The 17,373-nt window shown below is 71.3% G+C and carries 8 protein-coding genes; all 8 read right to left on the bottom strand.

Going from position 1 to position 17,373, the window contains the following annotated elements; translation table 11 throughout:
* Positions 1–2 precede the first annotated feature (2 nt).
* Positions 3–1,931 carry an ATP-binding protein gene (locus VVD47_RS07135; RefSeq protein WP_327602712.1) on the bottom strand — a complete coding sequence of 643 codons (1,929 nt, stop codon included), beginning with the start codon at positions 1,929–1,931 and terminating at the stop codon, positions 3–5.
* Positions 1,928–3,526 carry a hypothetical protein gene (locus tag VVD47_RS07130; protein ID WP_327602711.1) on the bottom strand — a complete coding sequence of 533 codons (1,599 nt, stop codon included), beginning with the start codon at positions 3,524–3,526 and terminating at the stop codon, positions 1,928–1,930. The genes VVD47_RS07135 and VVD47_RS07130 overlap by 4 nt, the downstream gene beginning before the upstream one ends.
* A 21-nt stretch (positions 3,527–3,547) precedes the next feature.
* Positions 3,548–8,623, bottom strand: a complete 5,076-nt coding sequence (locus VVD47_RS07125) for a hypothetical protein (RefSeq protein WP_327602710.1) — start codon at positions 8,621–8,623, stop codon at positions 3,548–3,550.
* Positions 8,624–8,686: 63 nt separating this feature from the next.
* The gene (locus VVD47_RS07120) at positions 8,687–10,837 is read right to left on the bottom strand and encodes a hypothetical protein (RefSeq protein WP_327602709.1); all 2,151 of its coding nucleotides are present in this window, start codon (positions 10,835–10,837) and stop codon (positions 8,687–8,689) included.
* Between the two features lie 56 nt (positions 10,838–10,893).
* Positions 10,894–11,829 (bottom strand): hypothetical protein, encoded by a 936-nt coding sequence (locus VVD47_RS07115; RefSeq protein ID WP_327602708.1) that lies wholly within the window; start codon positions 11,827–11,829, stop codon positions 10,894–10,896.
* 4 nt (positions 11,830–11,833) lie between these two features.
* Positions 11,834–14,701, bottom strand: a complete 2,868-nt coding sequence (locus tag VVD47_RS07110; protein WP_327602707.1) for a phage tail protein — start codon at positions 14,699–14,701, stop codon at positions 11,834–11,836.
* Entirely contained in the window at positions 14,701–16,974 is a 2,274-nt protein-coding gene (locus tag VVD47_RS07105; RefSeq protein ID WP_327602706.1) for a putative baseplate assembly protein, read from the bottom strand. Before VVD47_RS07105 ends, VVD47_RS07110 begins: the two co-directional genes overlap by 1 nt.
* A gap of 5 nt (positions 16,975–16,979) precedes the next feature.
* On the bottom strand, positions 16,980–17,372 hold the full coding sequence (locus VVD47_RS07100) for a GPW/gp25 family protein (RefSeq protein ID WP_327602705.1): 393 nt from the start codon (positions 17,370–17,372) through the stop codon (positions 16,980–16,982).
* Position 17,373: the final 1 nt, after the last annotated feature.

Genomic DNA, 17,373 nt, shown 5'->3' with positions numbered 1-17,373 from the left:
GGTCAGGGGGCGGGCAGCAAACCAGCCGGAATCTGCTTGCCGAGCTTGGTGTACTCGGTGGCGATGCCGCGTGCCAGCGTGGCGTAGGACGCCGGGGCACCGTTCTCCAGCGCGGTGGCATACAGCACGGCATTGCGGATGTGGCCGCCGGCCAGTTCGCACAGGGCCGCCAGGCGGTTCAGCTCGCCCGCGTCCAGGCGATGATGGTTGCCCAGGTGCGCCAGCCACAACGCGCGGCGTTCCTCGGCGCGTGGCGGCGGAAAATCGATGATGGCGTCGAGCCGGCGCGTGAAGGCGCTGTCGAAGCGCCCGCGGCTGTTGCTGGTGAGGATGGCGATGCCCTCGAAGGACTCCACCCGCTGCAGCAGGTAGTTGGTCTGCGCGTTGGCGAACCGGTCGTTGGATTCCTTCACGTCGGTGCGCTTGCCGAACAGCGAATCGGCCTCGTCGAACAGCAGCACGATCTCCGCGTGCTCCGCGCGTGCAAAAAGCTGGGCGAGGTTCTTCTCCGTCTCGCCGATGTACTTGCTGGTCATCGACGCGAGGTCCACCCGGTACAGCGGCAGTCCTAGCCGCGTCGCCAGCCAGCCGGCCGCCAGCGTCTTGCCGGTGCCGGAAGGGCCGACCAGCAGGGCCTTGACGCCCGGGCGGTAACGGGTCCGCGCCGCCGGCCCCAGCGCACTGGCCAGGTTCTCGCGCACCAGGCAGCGTTGCCACAGTGCATCCAGCTCGGTGCGCAGATTGGGCGGAACGACGAGCGCATCGTCGGCGATGAACTCCGGCATCAGTTCCGCCAGGGTGCCGAGGTCGGCCGCCGCGCCGGACCGTGCGGCGATGCTGACGTGACGGCGCTGCAGGGTGCTGCTGCCTTCCAGGCGTGCCTGGTAGCGCGCCGCGCGACCCAGGGTGTCGACGAACAGCGTGCCGTGCCGCAGCGAGCGGCCCAGTTCTTCGCCCAGTGCCGCGTCGCCGGTGTGCGATTGCCACAGCGCCACGCGCTCCTCGACACCGGGCAGGGGCACCCGCCAGTGGAGGACGGGCTCGCCATCGCGTTCGAAGCTGCCGTCGATACCGCAGGCCACCAGCACCGGGCCGCGATAGCCGGGGATTTCCGGCAGGCGGCGGATCTCGCCGGGGGCCAGTTCCGCGCACAGCACCGGCACCGCATTCCACAGCCACAGCCACGGCCCCAGCCCGGACGGCACGTCGTTGCCGATGAAGGCAGCGCGCGCGCCCAGCCCGCTGGCCACCAGTGCGGCGGCCATCTGGGCCTCGCGCGGGTGGCCGCTGCGCACCGCGAGGATGCGCGCGCCGGTCTGCAGGGCATGGCCCTGGCGGCTGGCGGCTTCGCGGATGGAAGGCGGGAACGCGGGCGGCGTCACCGGCGCCAGCCGCACGCCGGGCCATTGCCCGCCTGCGTCCTTCAGCGCGAGGATCAGCGGCGGTGGAATGAGGAGGGAGACTTCCGGCAGCGGGCGGTTCTCGCCTTCGAACTGCAGCAGGCCGCAACTGCGCGCCGGCCCGTCCATCAGGCAGCCGAAGCTGCCTTCCAGGCCGAGCACGCCCGCCACGGCAGCCACCAGGCCGAGCGTGGGACGCGCACCGCCCACGGGCGCCTGCAACCACGTCAGCACCCGGCCGACCATCGCGTCGGTCTCCACCGCGACGGCCATTGCCACGGTGAGGGTCTCGATCGGCGACAGGCCGATCTCGCGGCCGAGCGCATGCAGCTTCTCGTCGCCGGGGGCGGCGGCCTGCAGCCAGTGCATCAGCGCGCCCTGCAGGTCGTCGCCACAGGCGTCGTGCTGGGCGCGCAGCCACTGCGCCTCCGGCGCATCCGCCGGGTCGGCACCCTGCATGCGCCACAGCGCGGCGATCGCCAGGCTGTGCAGCATCGGAGCCATCAGGCGGGGACGTTGGGGTGTGTTCATCGGAACGCTTCGGCCTGTTGGTAGTGGATGGCGACCACGCGCCCCAGCCAGGGCAGCCAGCCGGGGTCGATGTCGAGGCCGGCGCGGCGGATGCGCAGGTCGCTGGCGGACAGCGCGAAGCGCAGGTCCACATGCGTCCTCGTCCAGGCCAGCCGCGCCGGGCGCAAGGCGAGGGAAGCGGGGCCGATGCCGGCGACGCGCCGCAGGTAGCGACGGCAGGCCCTGAGCCACAGTGCGGCGGCCTGTTGCGCGTCGACCGGCCCCGCCGGGAAGGCCAGCCCGATGCGTGGGTCCGACCAGATGGCGGGCGTGGAGCAGGCGGGCATGACGATCACATCCGGTGCGCCCGCCAGCCCGACGAGCAGTTCAGCCGCGGGATCTGCGCACACGCCCAGCCGTTGCAGCAGCAGGGACAGGCAGCGCGCTGCGATGCGACCGTCGTCGTCGGGGTCGTTGGCGGCCTGCCAGGCGGGGTAGCCGAGGCGGGCGAGTACCGGCAGCAGGAACAGCAGGCCTCCTGCGAGGGTGGCCACGCTGTCGTCGCAGGCCTGCTGCTGCTGCAGTCGTGCGCGGGGGCGATCCACCGTGGCGTGCCTTGCGGCGGGAGGCGGGGCGATGGGGGCGGGCGGAACGTCGGTGAGCGGCGCCGGCGTGGCGGCATCTTCCGTGCGCGCGGGGTCGGGTCGCACATCGCTTGCGCCGGCCTCTATCGGGGGCACGTCCGCGATTGCTGGCGACGAGCCGGTGTGGCGGGACGCGCCGGAAGAAGAAGGGGCGGGCGCCGTGGTGAGCGTCGGTCCCGCGTCCGGGACAGTGTCCGCGGGCGGTGACGGTTCGGCACGCCAGCCAGCAGCGCGCAGCATGAGATGCAGCCAGCTCGCGTTCTCCTGCCGGGGCAACACCACCACGCGCTGCGCCGCGGAGCGGGGCGGGGCGTAGCGCACCACCGTGGTGGTGGCCGGCGCATCGAAGCGCATGGCCTCCATCGTCGGCGAGGCGGGCGATGCCTGGACGGTCATCGGGCGCGGCAGGTCGATGCCGGCTGCCTGCAGCAGGGCCTGTGCTTCGATGGGGCTTAAGAGATGCAGCAGCAGAGGACCATGACCCGCGTCGATCAGGGTGGCGATGGTGGCGGGCAGGCTGGCCGGTGCGCCCTGCATGCCGGCAAGTTCGCGCAGCAGTGCCTTGAGGGATGACATCGCCGTCCTGCCACGCAGGCCGCGGAACACCAGCGGCCAGAACCATGCCGCCGTGCTTTTTCCGGCGGCCAGATGCAGGGCCAGCGCCTCGATGGCTTCGTGGCGGTCGCGGAACCACACCGCCTGCGCAGCGATGGCACGCGGTGCGAGGCCATGCACCCATTGCAGGCCCAGCTGGCGCACCTGTTCCTCGATGCGGCGCGACAGGCCTGCGGACGAGACCTCGCCTTCCATGCGGCCGAGCGACAGGCGCCGCACGAACAGCAGGCGCCCGCCTTCGTCCGGCAGGCTGGCGCAGCGCAGGGCGTCTTCCAGCTGCAGGGCGGCATGGCGCACCGAGGCCTCGTCCGGCGCACGCAGGCGCAGGTGGCGGATGCTGCGGTCGGGGGCGCCCATGTCGTCGTGCCCTCGTCCGCGTCAGCGCTTGAAGATGCCGCCGGCGCGCGCCGGTGCGGCGCTGACGACTGCCGCGTTGTCGAAGTGCACCCGCACGTCGACGTCCAGGTCGATCTGCGTGCTGCTGGTGTGTACCACCTTGGCCGCTGCTTCGCTGGTGCCGACATCCTCCACCACCGCGCGGGCCACCAGGGTGTTGGCGCGGTAGATCATGGCCTGCATGCCGACGCGCAGTTTTGCGGGCTCCAGCGCCACCAGCGGGATGCGGATGCCGGGGCGCACGGCGGTGATCGGGCGCGGCAGGCGGCCGGCGACGATGCGGCCCACCGGTGCGTGGCTGGCCAGCAGCAGGCACATGCGGATCACGTCGTTGATCAGTGCTTCGCCCTGCGCCTGCTTCGGTTCGAGCTGGCTGAACAGCCAGTCGACGTAGGCCTGCATCTGGCGGCGGTCGATGGAGTCGATCTCGCTCCAGCGCGGCAGGCTGGCGAGGTTGCGCAGGTTGGGGGCGTCGTCGAACTGGCTGAACATCTCGGCCCAGTCGAGGCGGATCGCCGCCGCCACGCCGCAGAACTCCGCGTGCAGGCAACTGCACACGGCGCCGATGCGGTTGAACTCGTCGGCCGCGGCGCGCGCCACCGCACCCTTGCCGTGCTCGCCGTCGATGATGTCGCCAAGCGACACGATGTCCTGCACCTGGTTGCGCAGGTTCTGCCAGGTGCGACCGGCCAGCGTGGCGAGGTTGATGCGGCTCACGGCTTCCACGCGCTGGGCGATCAGCGTGTGCTGCCGCGCGATCACCTGGGTGACGGCGTTGCCGAGCTTGCCGGTCACGGCAGCGGCGACCGGCGCGCGCAGGGCGATCTGCGGCAGGCGGAGTTGCGCGCTCTGCACGGCACGCAGCAGTAGCTCCGGGCGATCCAGTTTGTCGAGCAGCTTCGGCACCTGCATGAACCAGGAGGCGGGTGCTTCGCGCACCACGCGCAGCATGTCCTCCAGTTCGTCCGGCACGTCGTGGTGGTCGCGCAGGCAGGCCGGCACCGGAGCCTCGGCCAGCGCCGGGTCGACGACGCGGCGCGGCGCGGCCAGCACGTTGCTGGTCGCACGCGGGCGCACGTAGGCGAGGAACTTCACCTCGTCGGCCAGCACCTTCCTGCGGCGCGCGTTCACCGCGTCGATGCGGGCCTGTTCCTCGGCGGTGAGCGCACGCGCCACGCCGACGTCATGGCGCGCCTCGGCCAGCACTTCCTCGATGTGGCGCAGGCGCTGGCTGACGGCGGAGACGTCGACCTCCAGGTCGTCGATGGCGCGGTCGCAGCGGGTCAGCGCATCGCGATAGATGCTGAGGCGGCCTTCGAGCTGGCGCAGGATCGCCACGGTGTTGTCGGAGAGATCGGCGGTCTGCGTGAACAGCGCGGCTTCGTCGGGATCGACCACCTGCCCCTGTGCATTCTTGAACGGAGGCGGGCTCAGCAGCTTGCCGAGCAGCGTGCCGTTGCCGACGAAGTCGGTGAGCTTGCGCCGCTTGCCGGTGGCGGCGGGGAGGGGCGCCAGCGCATCCAGGAAGGGGTCTCCATCCAGGCCGAAGATGTCGAAGTCCTGCAGCAGGGCGGGCACTTCGCCACTGTCTTCCTTCATGAAGGCGGCGAGCAGGTCGAGCAGCGAGGACACCGTGCGATGCCGGTTGGACAGCGCGTAGTCGCGTGCCTCGGTGGAAGGTGGCTGGCGCAGGCGGTCGGCGATGGCGGTGGTGCGCACTTCCGACAGGCCGATCACCGGCCGTGCGTACACGATGTTGAGCGGTGCCTTGGGGGCCTGGATCAGCTTGGCCTGTGCGGCGACCTGCACGTACTGCACGTTGCTCACGCCGACGCTGGCGACGGCCTTCGCCATCGACACCGCACGCGGCGCAGCCGCAGGTGCCACGGGGGTGGCGCGGGCGGTCGACACCTTCTTGACGGTGCCGAGGTATTCCTTGATCTGCGCCTGCACGTTGAGCGCGCTGTCGGACTTGGCGATGGCGGCCAGCGCCGGCGACACGGCGAGGCGGCTGGCGTCGCTGGTGCTCATCATCATGTTGCGGATGCGCGCCATGTCGACCTGCATGTGGGCGAAGCCGAAGTCGGTGATGTCGTCGGCGCGGTCGATGCGCATGCGCAGGTAATCGGCGAAGCCCATCAGGCCACGCAAGGGCAACTGCGAGCGTTCGTGCTGCGACAGGCGCGTAATCAGCGGGTCGGCGACCAGGTCCCCCATGACCTGCACGGTGCCGATGCGCCCGGAGGTCGTCGGTGACAACACTTCCAGCGAGGTCTGCAACACCGGGGTGGCGTTCAGGTAAGGCGTGAAAGGCGGGACCGGCACGCCTTCCTTCACCTCCAGGGGCCAGGCCGGCATGTCGGCCGCACCGGCCGCGGCCGGATTCACCGCCATGTCGCCGAAAGCCACCTCACCGCCGAAGGCCATGAAGATGCCGCCCCACAGGCGCAGCTTGGTGGCGCCTTCCGCCGTCTGGGTGCCATCGGGTTGCGGCATCTGCAGGCGGGTCCACGCGCCGGTGCGCGGCAGGGCGCCGGCGCGGATGGTCTGGGAGAGCATGCCGTCGCCCAGTGGCAGCACCTTGTTGAGTTCGGCCAGCCGGTTCTCGCCCCAGAAGGCCAGGCGGAGGGCGGAGCCGCGGGCATTGTTGCTGGAGTCCTGACCGAAACAGGCCACGTAGGCCCAGATCGAGCGCGGCGGATTGAGTTCGTCGAGATAGACCCAGATGTCCAGCGTCTCGCTGCCCTTGATTGCGGCGAATACCGGGCCGGTGGTGACGGGGCCGGAGTTCATTCCCGACTGCACCATGATCAGGTGACCACGCCAACCTTGCGTGAGCGGGTGATAGATGCTGAAGCCGCTCTTGGGGATCGCCAGCTCGGCCTCGGCGGCCTGTTGACTCTGGCCGGGCAGGCCCGCGATGGCGACCTCGATGTCCGGCAGGCTGGTGGTGACACCGTTGTCGCGTTCGAACGGCGCCCACAGGTTGTTGTGCGTCAGCAGGTCCCAGGGCTCGTCGCCCTGCAGCTTGGCATCCGGCGGAATGAAGTTGGAGAACCAGTTGCGCTGCACGTCCTTGGTGAAGCCGCCGCACTGGCCGAAGGCGGCGCGGCCGTCGTACAGGCAGAAGGCCATGCCGTCGATTTCCTGCCCCGTCATCTCCAGCTTGGGGGCAGGCACCTTGATCATCGTCCACGCGCCCGGCGTGGGCAGCTTGTCGTTGAGCCGGAAGCGGGAAGGGGTGTCGTCCTGGCCGAGCTCGATCAGGTTCTCGCCGAGGTAGACGCGGTGCTCCCAACCCTTCTTGGTATGCCACTGGAACATCAGCGTGCGCGGCGGATTCTCGGGGTCGAGATAGACCCACACGAAGAAGGACTCCTTCTCGCCCAGCGTGAAGGTGGTGCTGGTGCTGTCGAAGAAGTGCTGGTGGAAGCCGGCCATCAGGCTGCTGCGGTGACCGCCCCCGTCGGGCGGTGCGCCCCAGGGCGACAGGGTTTCCTGCTCGACGGCGAGCGGGTCTTCGTTGAACGGCGTGATCGGATGCTGCTGGCCGTCCAGTGCGTGGGCCAGCAGGGCCGCCTTGCCACGCAGGCCCTGGCGGGCGCCGAGGGCGCGGGCACGGTCGAGCAGGAAGCGCTGCACGGTGGCGTCGAACTCGGGGTCGATCACGTCGTGCTGCAGCAGGCGCGGTTCCCAGGATGCCTGGCTCACCGGCACGAGCAGGCGCAGGCGCTCCGGCACGCCGATGTCGATGGGGGCCAGCGGCGCCGCTTCGCGGATCGTCAGGTCCAGCTGTTCCATCGGCACCGGCACGGCGTCCAACGTGAACAGCGGCGGAAAGAAGTCGCTGCGGATGAACTCGGCGGGCAGGTCCGCCAGGCGCAGCGCGCTGGTGGGCAACAGGCCGCAGGGCGGCAGGTGCAGGAAGGGGTCGGCCAGCGTCTCGGCGGGTGGCAGGTTGCCGGCGTCATCCTGCTGTTCGGCGATCTGCTCCGCGAACTGCTCGATGCGCGCTTGCCACAACGCGGGCAGGCGGCTGTTGGCGGCCAGTGCGCTCACCTTGCCACCGGCGAGCTGCAGGCGCGCCTCGCGCGCACGGCCGCCCTGGCGAACCACCGCGGCGCGGTCCACGTAGCTCACCTGCAGCATGTCGGTGAGGCCGATGAACGCCACTGGCACGCCGTACTGCTCCCAGGGCAGGCACTGGCCGTGCAGCAGGCGCGACTCGGCGGTGAAGATCTTGTGGGCGAAGGCGTTGCGGCGGCGCAGCTGCGTGTTCGGCAGCGGCGACCATTCCTGCGGCCAGGGGTAGAACAGCAGGCGCGCACCGTCGCGGATGCGCCAGTCCTCGACGGAGGACAGGTTGTCCTCCTCGCCGCAGGGGCAGCGGTCGCAGGGGTCGGTCGGGTCGAAGTCGGAGGTGTCCACCGTCACCGGCTGCAGCAGGAGCACGCCGGCCACCGGCATGTTGGCGGTGTTCCACAGGTCCAGCAGTCGACCGCGGATCACGCGTGAATGCAGGGTCCTGAACTCCGCGTCCGCCGGTTCGTCATCGTCCGCAGCGAGGGAAGCAGGGGGCGACGGGATCACCACGATGGGGGGCGTGGTGTTCTCTTCGTCGCTGCCTTCCCCGCCGCCTTCATCGTTCCCGCCGTCCTCGCCTTGCGCGGGCGCGGTCCAGGCGGCGGGTGCGACGAGGGGCAGGTCTTCCAGCAGGAACTCGATGCCACGCGGCAGGAACACGTCCTCGCCACTCACCGCCAGGCCCTGGCCCGGTTGCACGAAGACGCGGACGGAGGGACGGTCGGTGTTGTCCGGTTGCAGGACGTGCGACAGCTCCAGCCCGTTCACCACGCCCGGCGTGAAGGCCTGGCCGCGGTGGGCGATGCGCCCGGCCTGCCAGCGCTGGCGATTCTCCAGCGTGGGGGCCGTCAGGGCGCGGCCGGCGAACAGGTTGGGACGGCGCAGCCAGTCGGTGGCCGCGGCGCTGGCATCCTCCGGCGACAGCGCGACGACGCGCTCGCCCGGCAATGCTTGCTTGATCTCGTTGATGCTCACGTCATCGCTCCAGTTCGGTCTGGTGGCAGGGGCGACCCGGGGCCGCCGCGGCGCTCGGGTTCATCACTTCTTCCTGGTGGCGGTCGTGGCCTTCTTCGTCGCGGGCGCCTTGGGTGTGCTGGTTTGGGCAGGCGCCTTGGCCGGTGCTTTGGCAGGTGCTTTGGCCGGTGTTCTCGCAGCGGTCTTCCGGGCAGTGACCTTCGGCGCAGCCTTGGGCGTGACGACGACGCCCGGCTTCAACACGCCGCCGTCCAGCTTCGTGCGCAGTGCAGGATTGGTGAGAACCGGCGAGGCAATGACCTTCGTCGGTGTCCCGGCCACCGGCGTGCCGATGCGCGTGTCCGTCACCACCGGCTTGACGTCGTTGACCACGGGCTTCGTGTCGACAGGCTTGGTGTCGATCACCACACCGGGCTTGAGCTTGATCTTCTCGATGGCGATCTCGCGGATCTCTTCCTTCGTCGCCAGGCTGGCGGCGGCATCCGTCTTCTTCCATTCGTCGTTCCTGGCGATCTCCTGCAGGCTCTCGTTGGCCACCTTGTCGCTGCCGACCACCTGCTCCACCTTCTGCAGGCCGTCGCCGGTGCCGGGCGCGTTGAGGTCCGAGGCCACCTGCAGCACGCTGGCTTCGTCCAGCTTGCCGGCCTCGGCATTGGCCTTCACGGCGCTGTTCAGCGAACCGATGGCCGCGGCGGTGAGCGCCGGCGATTCCGAGAACTTGGTGGAGGCCAGCAGGCTGGTGATGGTCGCGGCGGCGGCCGGCGTGGTGTTCTTCAACATGGCGTCGAAGTTCCGGTCCAGGCCGAGGCTGGTCAGGCGCGAGCGCAGGACTTCCTCGGTGGCGCGTTCGTCGATGCCGGTGACCTGCTTCCAGGCGCCGGTGTAGTCGTCGCGGTAGGCGACATGACGGCGGCGCACGAACCACAGCGAGGGCAGGCCGGCCAGGCGCTGCCACTCGGCATCCACCGGGTTGCTGGTGTCCAGCGTGCCCAGGGCCGGGCGCGGGATGCGCAGGCGCTGCAGCACTTCCAGCGGCTTGCGCTGCGCCAGCAGGTTGGGGGCGGCGGGCTTGATGGTGCGCACCACCACCGACTTCAGCTTCTGTTCCACCGCGCGCCACTGGTGACGGGGCACCGGGGCGAGGATCATCACCGCGGTGGAGTCCAGCGTCTCCACCGGCACGGTGAGGTCGATGGGCTGCAGCGCCAGTGCCTCTTCGATCAGCGCCGGCAGTTCGTCCTCCGGCACGATGGTGAAGTCGACGTCGATCTCGGCCGGGAAGAAATTCTGCGTGAAGTCGGCGACGTTGATGACACCCTTGGGCAGCGGGCCGGCGCTGGGCAGCGCGGGGAAATGCGCGCCGGCCGGGAAGGGCCGGTTGTTGCTCTTCGACACCACGTAGCGCAGGTGCTCCTGGTACTGCATCAGGTGGGCGAGGCGCAGCGCACGCGGGGCGAAGCCGAGGCCGGGCAGGTCGCCGCGGTCGGCGCCCAGCTCGCGGCGCACCATGGCTTCGTCGATCCATACGATGGTGTTGTTCTGCAGCGCCAGCATCGCCAGCGGCAGCACGTTGGCCGACAGGCCCTCGTCCTTGCCGGACACGAAGACGTTGCGCGCCACGCGGCCGCGGCGGGCATCCAGCGCGTCGGCGGCGCCGTCGTCCTGCCAGGGCACCAGCACGATGGCGGTGGCCTCGATGACATCGCCATCCTCGACGGTGCGCTGCCCGGTGATGGAGGTCGGGTAGGCACCGATGGGGTTGGCGGTGAACTCCACCGGGCGCAGCGCCAGCACGAACAGGCCGGTGCGGCTGCGCAGCGGGGGCGCGGGCTGGCGCGACAGGCCGAAGCGTGCCGACAGTTGCTCCGCCACCGGAATGTTGGCGAGCTGCACGTCCAGCGGGCGCGGCAGCAGCACCAGCTCGCCCGCCGGGGTCACGCCGTGACCGGCGGTGACCTTCAGCGTCTGCCCGTTGCCGCCCTCGTCCACGAAGAGTCCTGCTGCGACACCACTGCCCGCGGCGCGGCCGAGATCGGCCTCGCGGGTCAGGAAGTACTGCTGGTCGCGGATCAGGTCGCGGGCGGCCAGGAAGCGGCCGTCGAAATAACGCGGCCGCTCGCGGCGTGCATCCTCGATCAGTACGCCGGCGCGGCGCAGCTCGGCGACGTTGCTGCTGTCAATCTGTTCGCGGGCGGTGCCATTGGTGAGGATCATGATGCGCTCCGTAGCGGGAGGGAGGGGTGGGTTGCGGTGTTGCGGGTCATGGCAGCTCAGTAGCCGGCGAGGCGGGACAGCAGCGCGACGCCGGGCAGCAGGCGGCGGCTGTAGTTGTCGACCAGCACGGCGTCGCCATCGCGCTCGGCGGGGTCGCCATCGCCGCCGGAGACGGGAATCAGCACGCGGGCGATGAACACCGAGGTGGTGTCGATGCCGACGTCGGTAGGGTGCTCGCTGAGGCCGGGCAGGTTGCCGCTGCCATCGCCTTCGTCGGTGGCGGGGTAGCCGTCGAACACGGCGTCCTGCAGGGCGGCGCGGCGTACGTCGGCATCGGCGCTGCCGATGTCGCTGCCACCGGCCGGCAAGGGCAGGCCGGGCGTGCCGGCGGCCAGCCCGGCGCGCGGCACCATCGTCAGCTCGTAGCCGTCACGCACGCGCGAGGTGGACACTGCGTTCAGCGCGTCGAAGGGACCGCTGGCGAAGGCCGGCGTCAGGCCGCGCGGGCAGGCGGTGAAGCGCAGGTAGATGTCGGCCGCCACCGCACGCGTGGGCAGGGTGACACCTTGCTGCACGCGTGCCGACAGCAGATCGGTGAAGCCGGTGTAGGCGGCGACGCGCAGGCTGTCTTCCTCGGTGGCGTCCCACCAGCGTGCCAGGCGCAGGCAGGCGGGGCGCTGCAGTTCGATGAGGCGGCCGAGGCGGTCGACGGCGAGGCCGGGCTCGACGCGGATCTCTTCCGGCACGGCCGGCGTGTCGGTCTCCTCGTCGGCTTCCACGGCGGCCTGGTAGCTCACGCGCAGGCCGGCCAGGGTGCCGCCGCCGGCCAGCAGCATCAGCGCGCGGGCCAGGCGGCCGCGGTGGTAGGTCTGCTCGTCGAGGAAGTCCTGCGCGTCCAGCAACATGCCGGTGGCGTAGGCCGGGCGGTCGGCCGGCGGCTGGGCGTAGAGCGGGTCGGCCTTCGGGGAGCGGAGGACGCTGGAGGTACTCATGCCGTTACTCCTTTTTCTTGCGGGGTTTGCGCGGGCGCGGGCTGCTGTCCGTGCTGCCGCTGCGCGTGGTGGCATCGGGTGAGGATGGGCGGGTGGTGGTGCCACCTCGGGTGGCACCTCGGCTGGCAGGACGGGCGGCGGGCGCCTTGCGTGGTTCGGGTGCCGGCGCGGGCAGGGCGGGCGGGCCGTCGCGGGTATCCACCGGCGGGGCGGCTTCGCCACGCAGGCGCGGGTCCAGCGAGCCGGGGCCCTGCACGTAGTCGCCCATGCCGATGGCGCTGACCTGCACGCGGGCCGGGCGGCGCTTCAGCGGACGGGCGAGGTAGCTGTCGACGCCGACTAGGCTGGCGACGCCGACGAGGAAGGGCCAGGTGGCGGCCACCACGCGGGTGTCGACGTGGGCCGGCGTGGCCAGCGCCACGATGCGGCGGATCAGGCCGAAGTCCATGGCCTCCACCTCGCGATGCACCAGCACGGTGGCGCGATGGGCGAGGCGGCCGTAGAAGGCGGCGATGTTGCGGTCCTCGGCGGCGCTGGTGGCCTCCTCGCGGTACAGCGCCATCAGCTCGGCGCGTTCGGCATCACCCAGCACCAGCGTGTCGCCCACCACCGAATTTCCGCTCTGTTGCAGGCCGGGCAGCAGCGGATCGTCCTCGTCGGCGAGGTCGACGCCCAGCAGCGTGGCGAGGATGCGGCGCAGGCGGAAGTCTTCCAGCAGGATGATCTCGCCGCCAGCCACGGCGCCGCCGCTGGCGATGTCCAGCGCCAGCGCGAGGCCACGCCGGGTGCCGTGCCAGCGTGCGAGTTGCGGCGCGGCTTCCAGCCAGGCGCGGCGATGCTTCGCCGGCAAGGCCGGATCGAAGGCGATGCCGACCCAGGCAGCCAGCCAGTCGAGGTTTTCCTCGGGGATGGCGGTCGGGTCGGTGAGCAGGTGGGCGGCGGCGATGCGGTCTTCGATCTGCGTCAGCACGCCCTCGAAGTTGCCCAGCATGCGGCCGAGGAAATCCGCGCGCGAACTCTGCGGGCGATACACGCCGACTGCCTGGTTCTCGCGGCGCAGGCGCCAGCAGCGGCTGCTGGTGCCGTCGAACAGCAGCCAGCTGCTGCCGGCCTTCTCGATGACCACGCGGGCACCGGCGCCGGGCAGGATGTCGTCTTCCGCCAGGCGTTCCAGCAGCGCCGCGTCGGGAATGCCGCCGGCATCCAGCGGAATGGCGTGCGATTCGTCGATGCGCACCAGCAATTCACCGGGCTGGCGGGCAGCATCGCCGAACAGCGTCTCGCGGTACACGCGCGGCAGGTACTGCTCGGCGTACGAGAAACGGCTGCCGTAGGCGCGCAGGGCCACCACCTCCGGCCCGCTGCGGCCGTCGCCCTGCAGCGCGAGCTGCACCCACAGGTAACGGCCGGACAGCGTGCGCACGCGTTGGCGCGCGTTCTGCACCAGCACCGAGAACAGGCCACGCGTGCCAGGCTCCGGCTGCCAGCGGGCGAGGCCGGGATGGCCGGGCAACTCGGACGGCAGCGGCTCCCACACCGCGCGTGGCAGTTGCGGGTAGCGCGCCAGCTCACCCAGTCCGCCGAGGTCGCGACCGAACAGGTGCGGATGCCAGGCTTCGAGGTCGTCGGTCGCCGGCGGTCGGGCATCGTTGGTGGCGGCCAGCCACAGCACGAAAGCGCCGTGGGCGGGAATCATCGCCTCGGCATACACGCGGTGCCACACGGTGGCCGGCGTGCCGCTGTCGATGAGGTGGGCACGCAGCACCTCATTTTCCTCACCCGCGTCGCCCGCGCCGTCGATGCGGTAGTTGGCGGCGCTGCCGGTGCGCGCGAGGTTGGGCAGGGACAGCGGCAGCAGCGGCTCGGCCGCGTCGTGGCGCACCGGGTACTGCGGTTGCGGGTGCACGCCTTCGATGTGATGCGCGAAGCCGGCCTCCACCGCATCACTCGCCAGCGGGAAGATCTCGCCCAGCGGCAGCCGGGCCGCGCTGCCGAGTGCGGCGTCCAGCGAAAAGGCGGGTGCGTCCGGACGACCCGGCATGCGCACGACCACGCGCGTCGCATCCAGCCAGGCCAGCGAGTAGGCATGCACCGCGCCCTGCAGGGTGACGGGTGCCTGCCAGGCTTCGGCGACACGCCGCCACAGGCGGGTCGGTGCGTCGGCGTTCGTGCTCCACGACAGCAGGGCGAGGCCGCCCTCGCCGTGCGCGGCCAGCGCCTGCACGCGCTCGCCAGCCGGCCATGCAGGCGTGGGCACCAGGCGCAGCGCCGGGGCGTGGCAGTTCTCGGGGTCGGGGCGGAACACCGTGCCGGCGTAGTCCTCGCGTTGCGGCGTCTGCGCCGGCAGCGGGTAGCCGGTCAGGTGGGCGAGGCGGCCGCTGTCGCGCTCCAGCACCCAGGCGCCGCCGCTGGCATCGCAGGCCAGGCGCCAAGGCGTGAAGCCGCTGAGGCGCACCGTCACGTCGGCCCAGCGCTCACGCAGATCGTGCATCAGCACGCCGTCGGGCAGGGCGACGTAGAGCACGCCGTCGCCACCGATGGCGAGGTCGCTCGGCTGTGCGGCCAGGGTGAGCGCCAGCGCGGCCTGCGGCAGGTGGCTGCGCACCACGAGGGTATGGGTAATGTCTTCCGGTGTTTCGCCAATGACCGGCCACCAGGTGACCACGACGCTGGATTCATCGACCGCGCGCGGCACTTCATCGAGGGCCGCGAGGGCATCGGTCTCGTTGAGTGCAAGGTCGGCAGGTGCCGGCAGTGTGCGCTCCGAGGCGAGGCTCAGCGCGCGGCAGCCGGCGTCCCAGTGCACGTGGCTGCGCTGCGGCCAGTGGGCCGCATCGGCGAGCAACCAGAAGCGCTGGCCGTTGGCATCCATCAGCAGAACTCCGGCACAACGGGCACCGCCACGGCGTTGTTCTGCGCGAAGGGGTTGGGCACTGCGCGCAGGTCGGTGGGCGCGCCGCCACCGCTGGACTCGATGGCCACCACCGACAGCAGCTCGGGCAGTTGCCAGGCGGACAGCGACAGCGTCTGGGTGGCATCCACGCTGGCTCGCGGCAGGATGGCCCAGTCGTCGCCATTGCGGCGGAACAGGTTGAGGCCGCCGACTTCCAGCACACCGGCCACGCGCGACACTTCCACTTCCAGCTCGCGTTCGCGCACATCACGGCCCAGCGGCCAGCCCGTCTGTTCGGCACCGCCGGGCGCCAGCGGCCACAGCAGGCGGCGGATCGCCTCGCGCACTTCGTACAGCACCTTGTCGCGCGCGTGGCCTTCGCGGATGCGCACCGCGACCGACACGCCCAGCGCCACGTACTCGGTGCCGATCACGTACAGCTCGGTCGACAGCGGCACGCGCGCCGACAGGTAGGCGTGCACGCGTTCGATGAAGGGACGGTCGGGGCGCGGGTTGGGCGCCGGCCCGAAAGGCGCTACTGGCAGGGCCAGCACGCTGACCACGCCGGGCACGTCGAAGCGACGGTCGCGCGGCTTGAAGCGCGGCAGCACCTCCACGCGGCCGACGTCCACCGCTGGCACCTGCTGGGTGAGCAGCTTGTAGTCCTCGGCGGTCACGGCGCGCTCGCGATGGCGCAGCATCGCCGGGATGCGCTTCTCCGCCACCGGGAGGGTTTCGGCATCCTCGCCGCCATCCATCGCCAGGGGCTGGCTGACCTTCATGGCCGGTGCAGGGCGGCCGTCGATGCGGGTGGCGGCAATCTCGGCGAGGCTGCCGCCCGCGAGGTTGCCGGCACGGCCACCGCCGAAGCGGCCGCTGGCCAGGCGTACGCGCATCTGGCGGTCCGGCACGCGGCCGCGTACGCCGTCACCGAAGCGCAGCGTGCCGGCCTCGGCATCCAGTTCGAACACGCCGGCATCGCGCGCCACGTTGGGGTCGTCGTCGATGGCGGCGAGGTCATCCACGCGGTGCCAGCGCTGGTAGCCACGGCCGGTCTCTTCCACTTCGATGAGCAGCGATTCGCGATCCACGCTGCGTGCCGGCAGCGAGAAGACCTGGTCGGCTGCGCCGGTGGACACGCCCAGCACTTGCCCGGAGAGCGTGACGCGCTGGTCGGCTTCCACCGCGTTGAGGCCCAGCCAGGACAGCGACAGGCTGGACACCTGCGCGCCGGGGCGCGGACGGACGCGCAGCCAGCCGATGAGGCGGGCGGCCCGCGCGCTGTCGTCCAGGCGCGGCGGCGTGTCTCCCACGCCGGCGCGCGGGTTGTCGCCGACGTTGTTCGGCGGCACCCACAGGAAGGAGTCGGCCGGCATCGGCAGGCGCAGCGTGCCGGGCTGGGTGAGGCCGCGCGTGCTGTCGCTGCCGGGCAGCGGTTCCAGCGTGAGGTAGTCGGTGTCCAGCGCGCCACGGCCTTTCGTCGCGATCTCCCACATCACCGGCACCGGCGTGGCGATGTCCACTTCCTCGAACAGGGTGGGCATCTTCAGCGCCGGCACCAGGCCGACCGACAGCAGCGAGGGCGCACCGGTGCCGCCACCGCCCAGTGCCTTGCGGGCGGCTTCGTTGACGGTGGGCTGCGCGGTCTCGTCGGGCGCCTGCGGGGCGAGCAGGGCGATCCACAGCACGCGGTCGATGCTGCGGGCGAACACGTCGGTGCCCGCGGGCTCCGCGCGGCCTTCGGCGAACACCGGCGTGGTCTCGTAGCCGCGCACCGCGCCGTTGAGGCGATGCACGCGCGACAGGCCGGAGATGACCCCGGCCATGCGGCTGGATTCCGCATCGGTGAGGCGGCGCTTGATGTAGGCCTCGCCGGTCACCGGCAGCACGGTGGTTTCTGTCAGCGTCTCGAAGGGCACGGCGCCCTTGATGCGCGCGCCGGGCGCGATGCTGTGCGCGCCCAGTTCGGTCGGCTGCGCGAAGGACAGGCTCACCACGCCACGCGCCGGTTGGGCGGGGCGCAGGCCCATGCCCAGCAGCTTGAGGAACACCAGGCGCTGGCGCTCGGGAATCAGGTTGGCGCGGTACAGGATGGTGTCGCCCAGCCAGGCGAACAGCTCGATCAGCGAACGGCCGGGGTCGCCCAGGCGCGGGTTGGTCCACTCCGGCGTGTGCGCCGGAATGCGGGCGATCAGGTCTTCGACCAGGTCGTCGAAGCGGCGATCGTCAAGACTCGGGGGCAGGATGGGCATGACGCTCAGGCCTCAAGTTGGACAGTGACATTCATGTTGGCGGGCGCGCCGTTCTGCGCCAGGCGGTAGCCGATCTCGACGCGCAGGTGGCTGGGTTGGCCGGGGACTTCCCACACCTCCACCGCGTCCAGCAGGATGCGGCGCTCCCAGCGCGACAGCGCGTCCTGCACCAGGTCGCGGATCTGGCGACGCGTCGCCAGCGTGTTGGGCGCGTGCAGCAGGCGGTCCAGGCCGCCGCCGAAGTTGGGGCGCATCAGTTGCTCGCCGGGGCGCGTGCTCAGGATGATGCGGATGGCATCGCGCACGCTCTGTTCCAGCGACGGCCATTCCATGCGGCCGTGTTCGTCGGGAAGGGGCAGCCAGGGCCAGCCGAGCAGGGGGCGGAAGGTATCGGCCATG

Origin of the sequence: Uliginosibacterium sp. H1, assembly GCF_036017065.1 — a bacterium.
In the GTDB taxonomy this organism is placed as follows: Bacteria; Pseudomonadota; Gammaproteobacteria; order Burkholderiales; family Rhodocyclaceae; genus Uliginosibacterium.
Note: the sequence above shows the minus strand (reverse complement) of the source record. Positions and strands in the feature narration are given on the sequence as shown.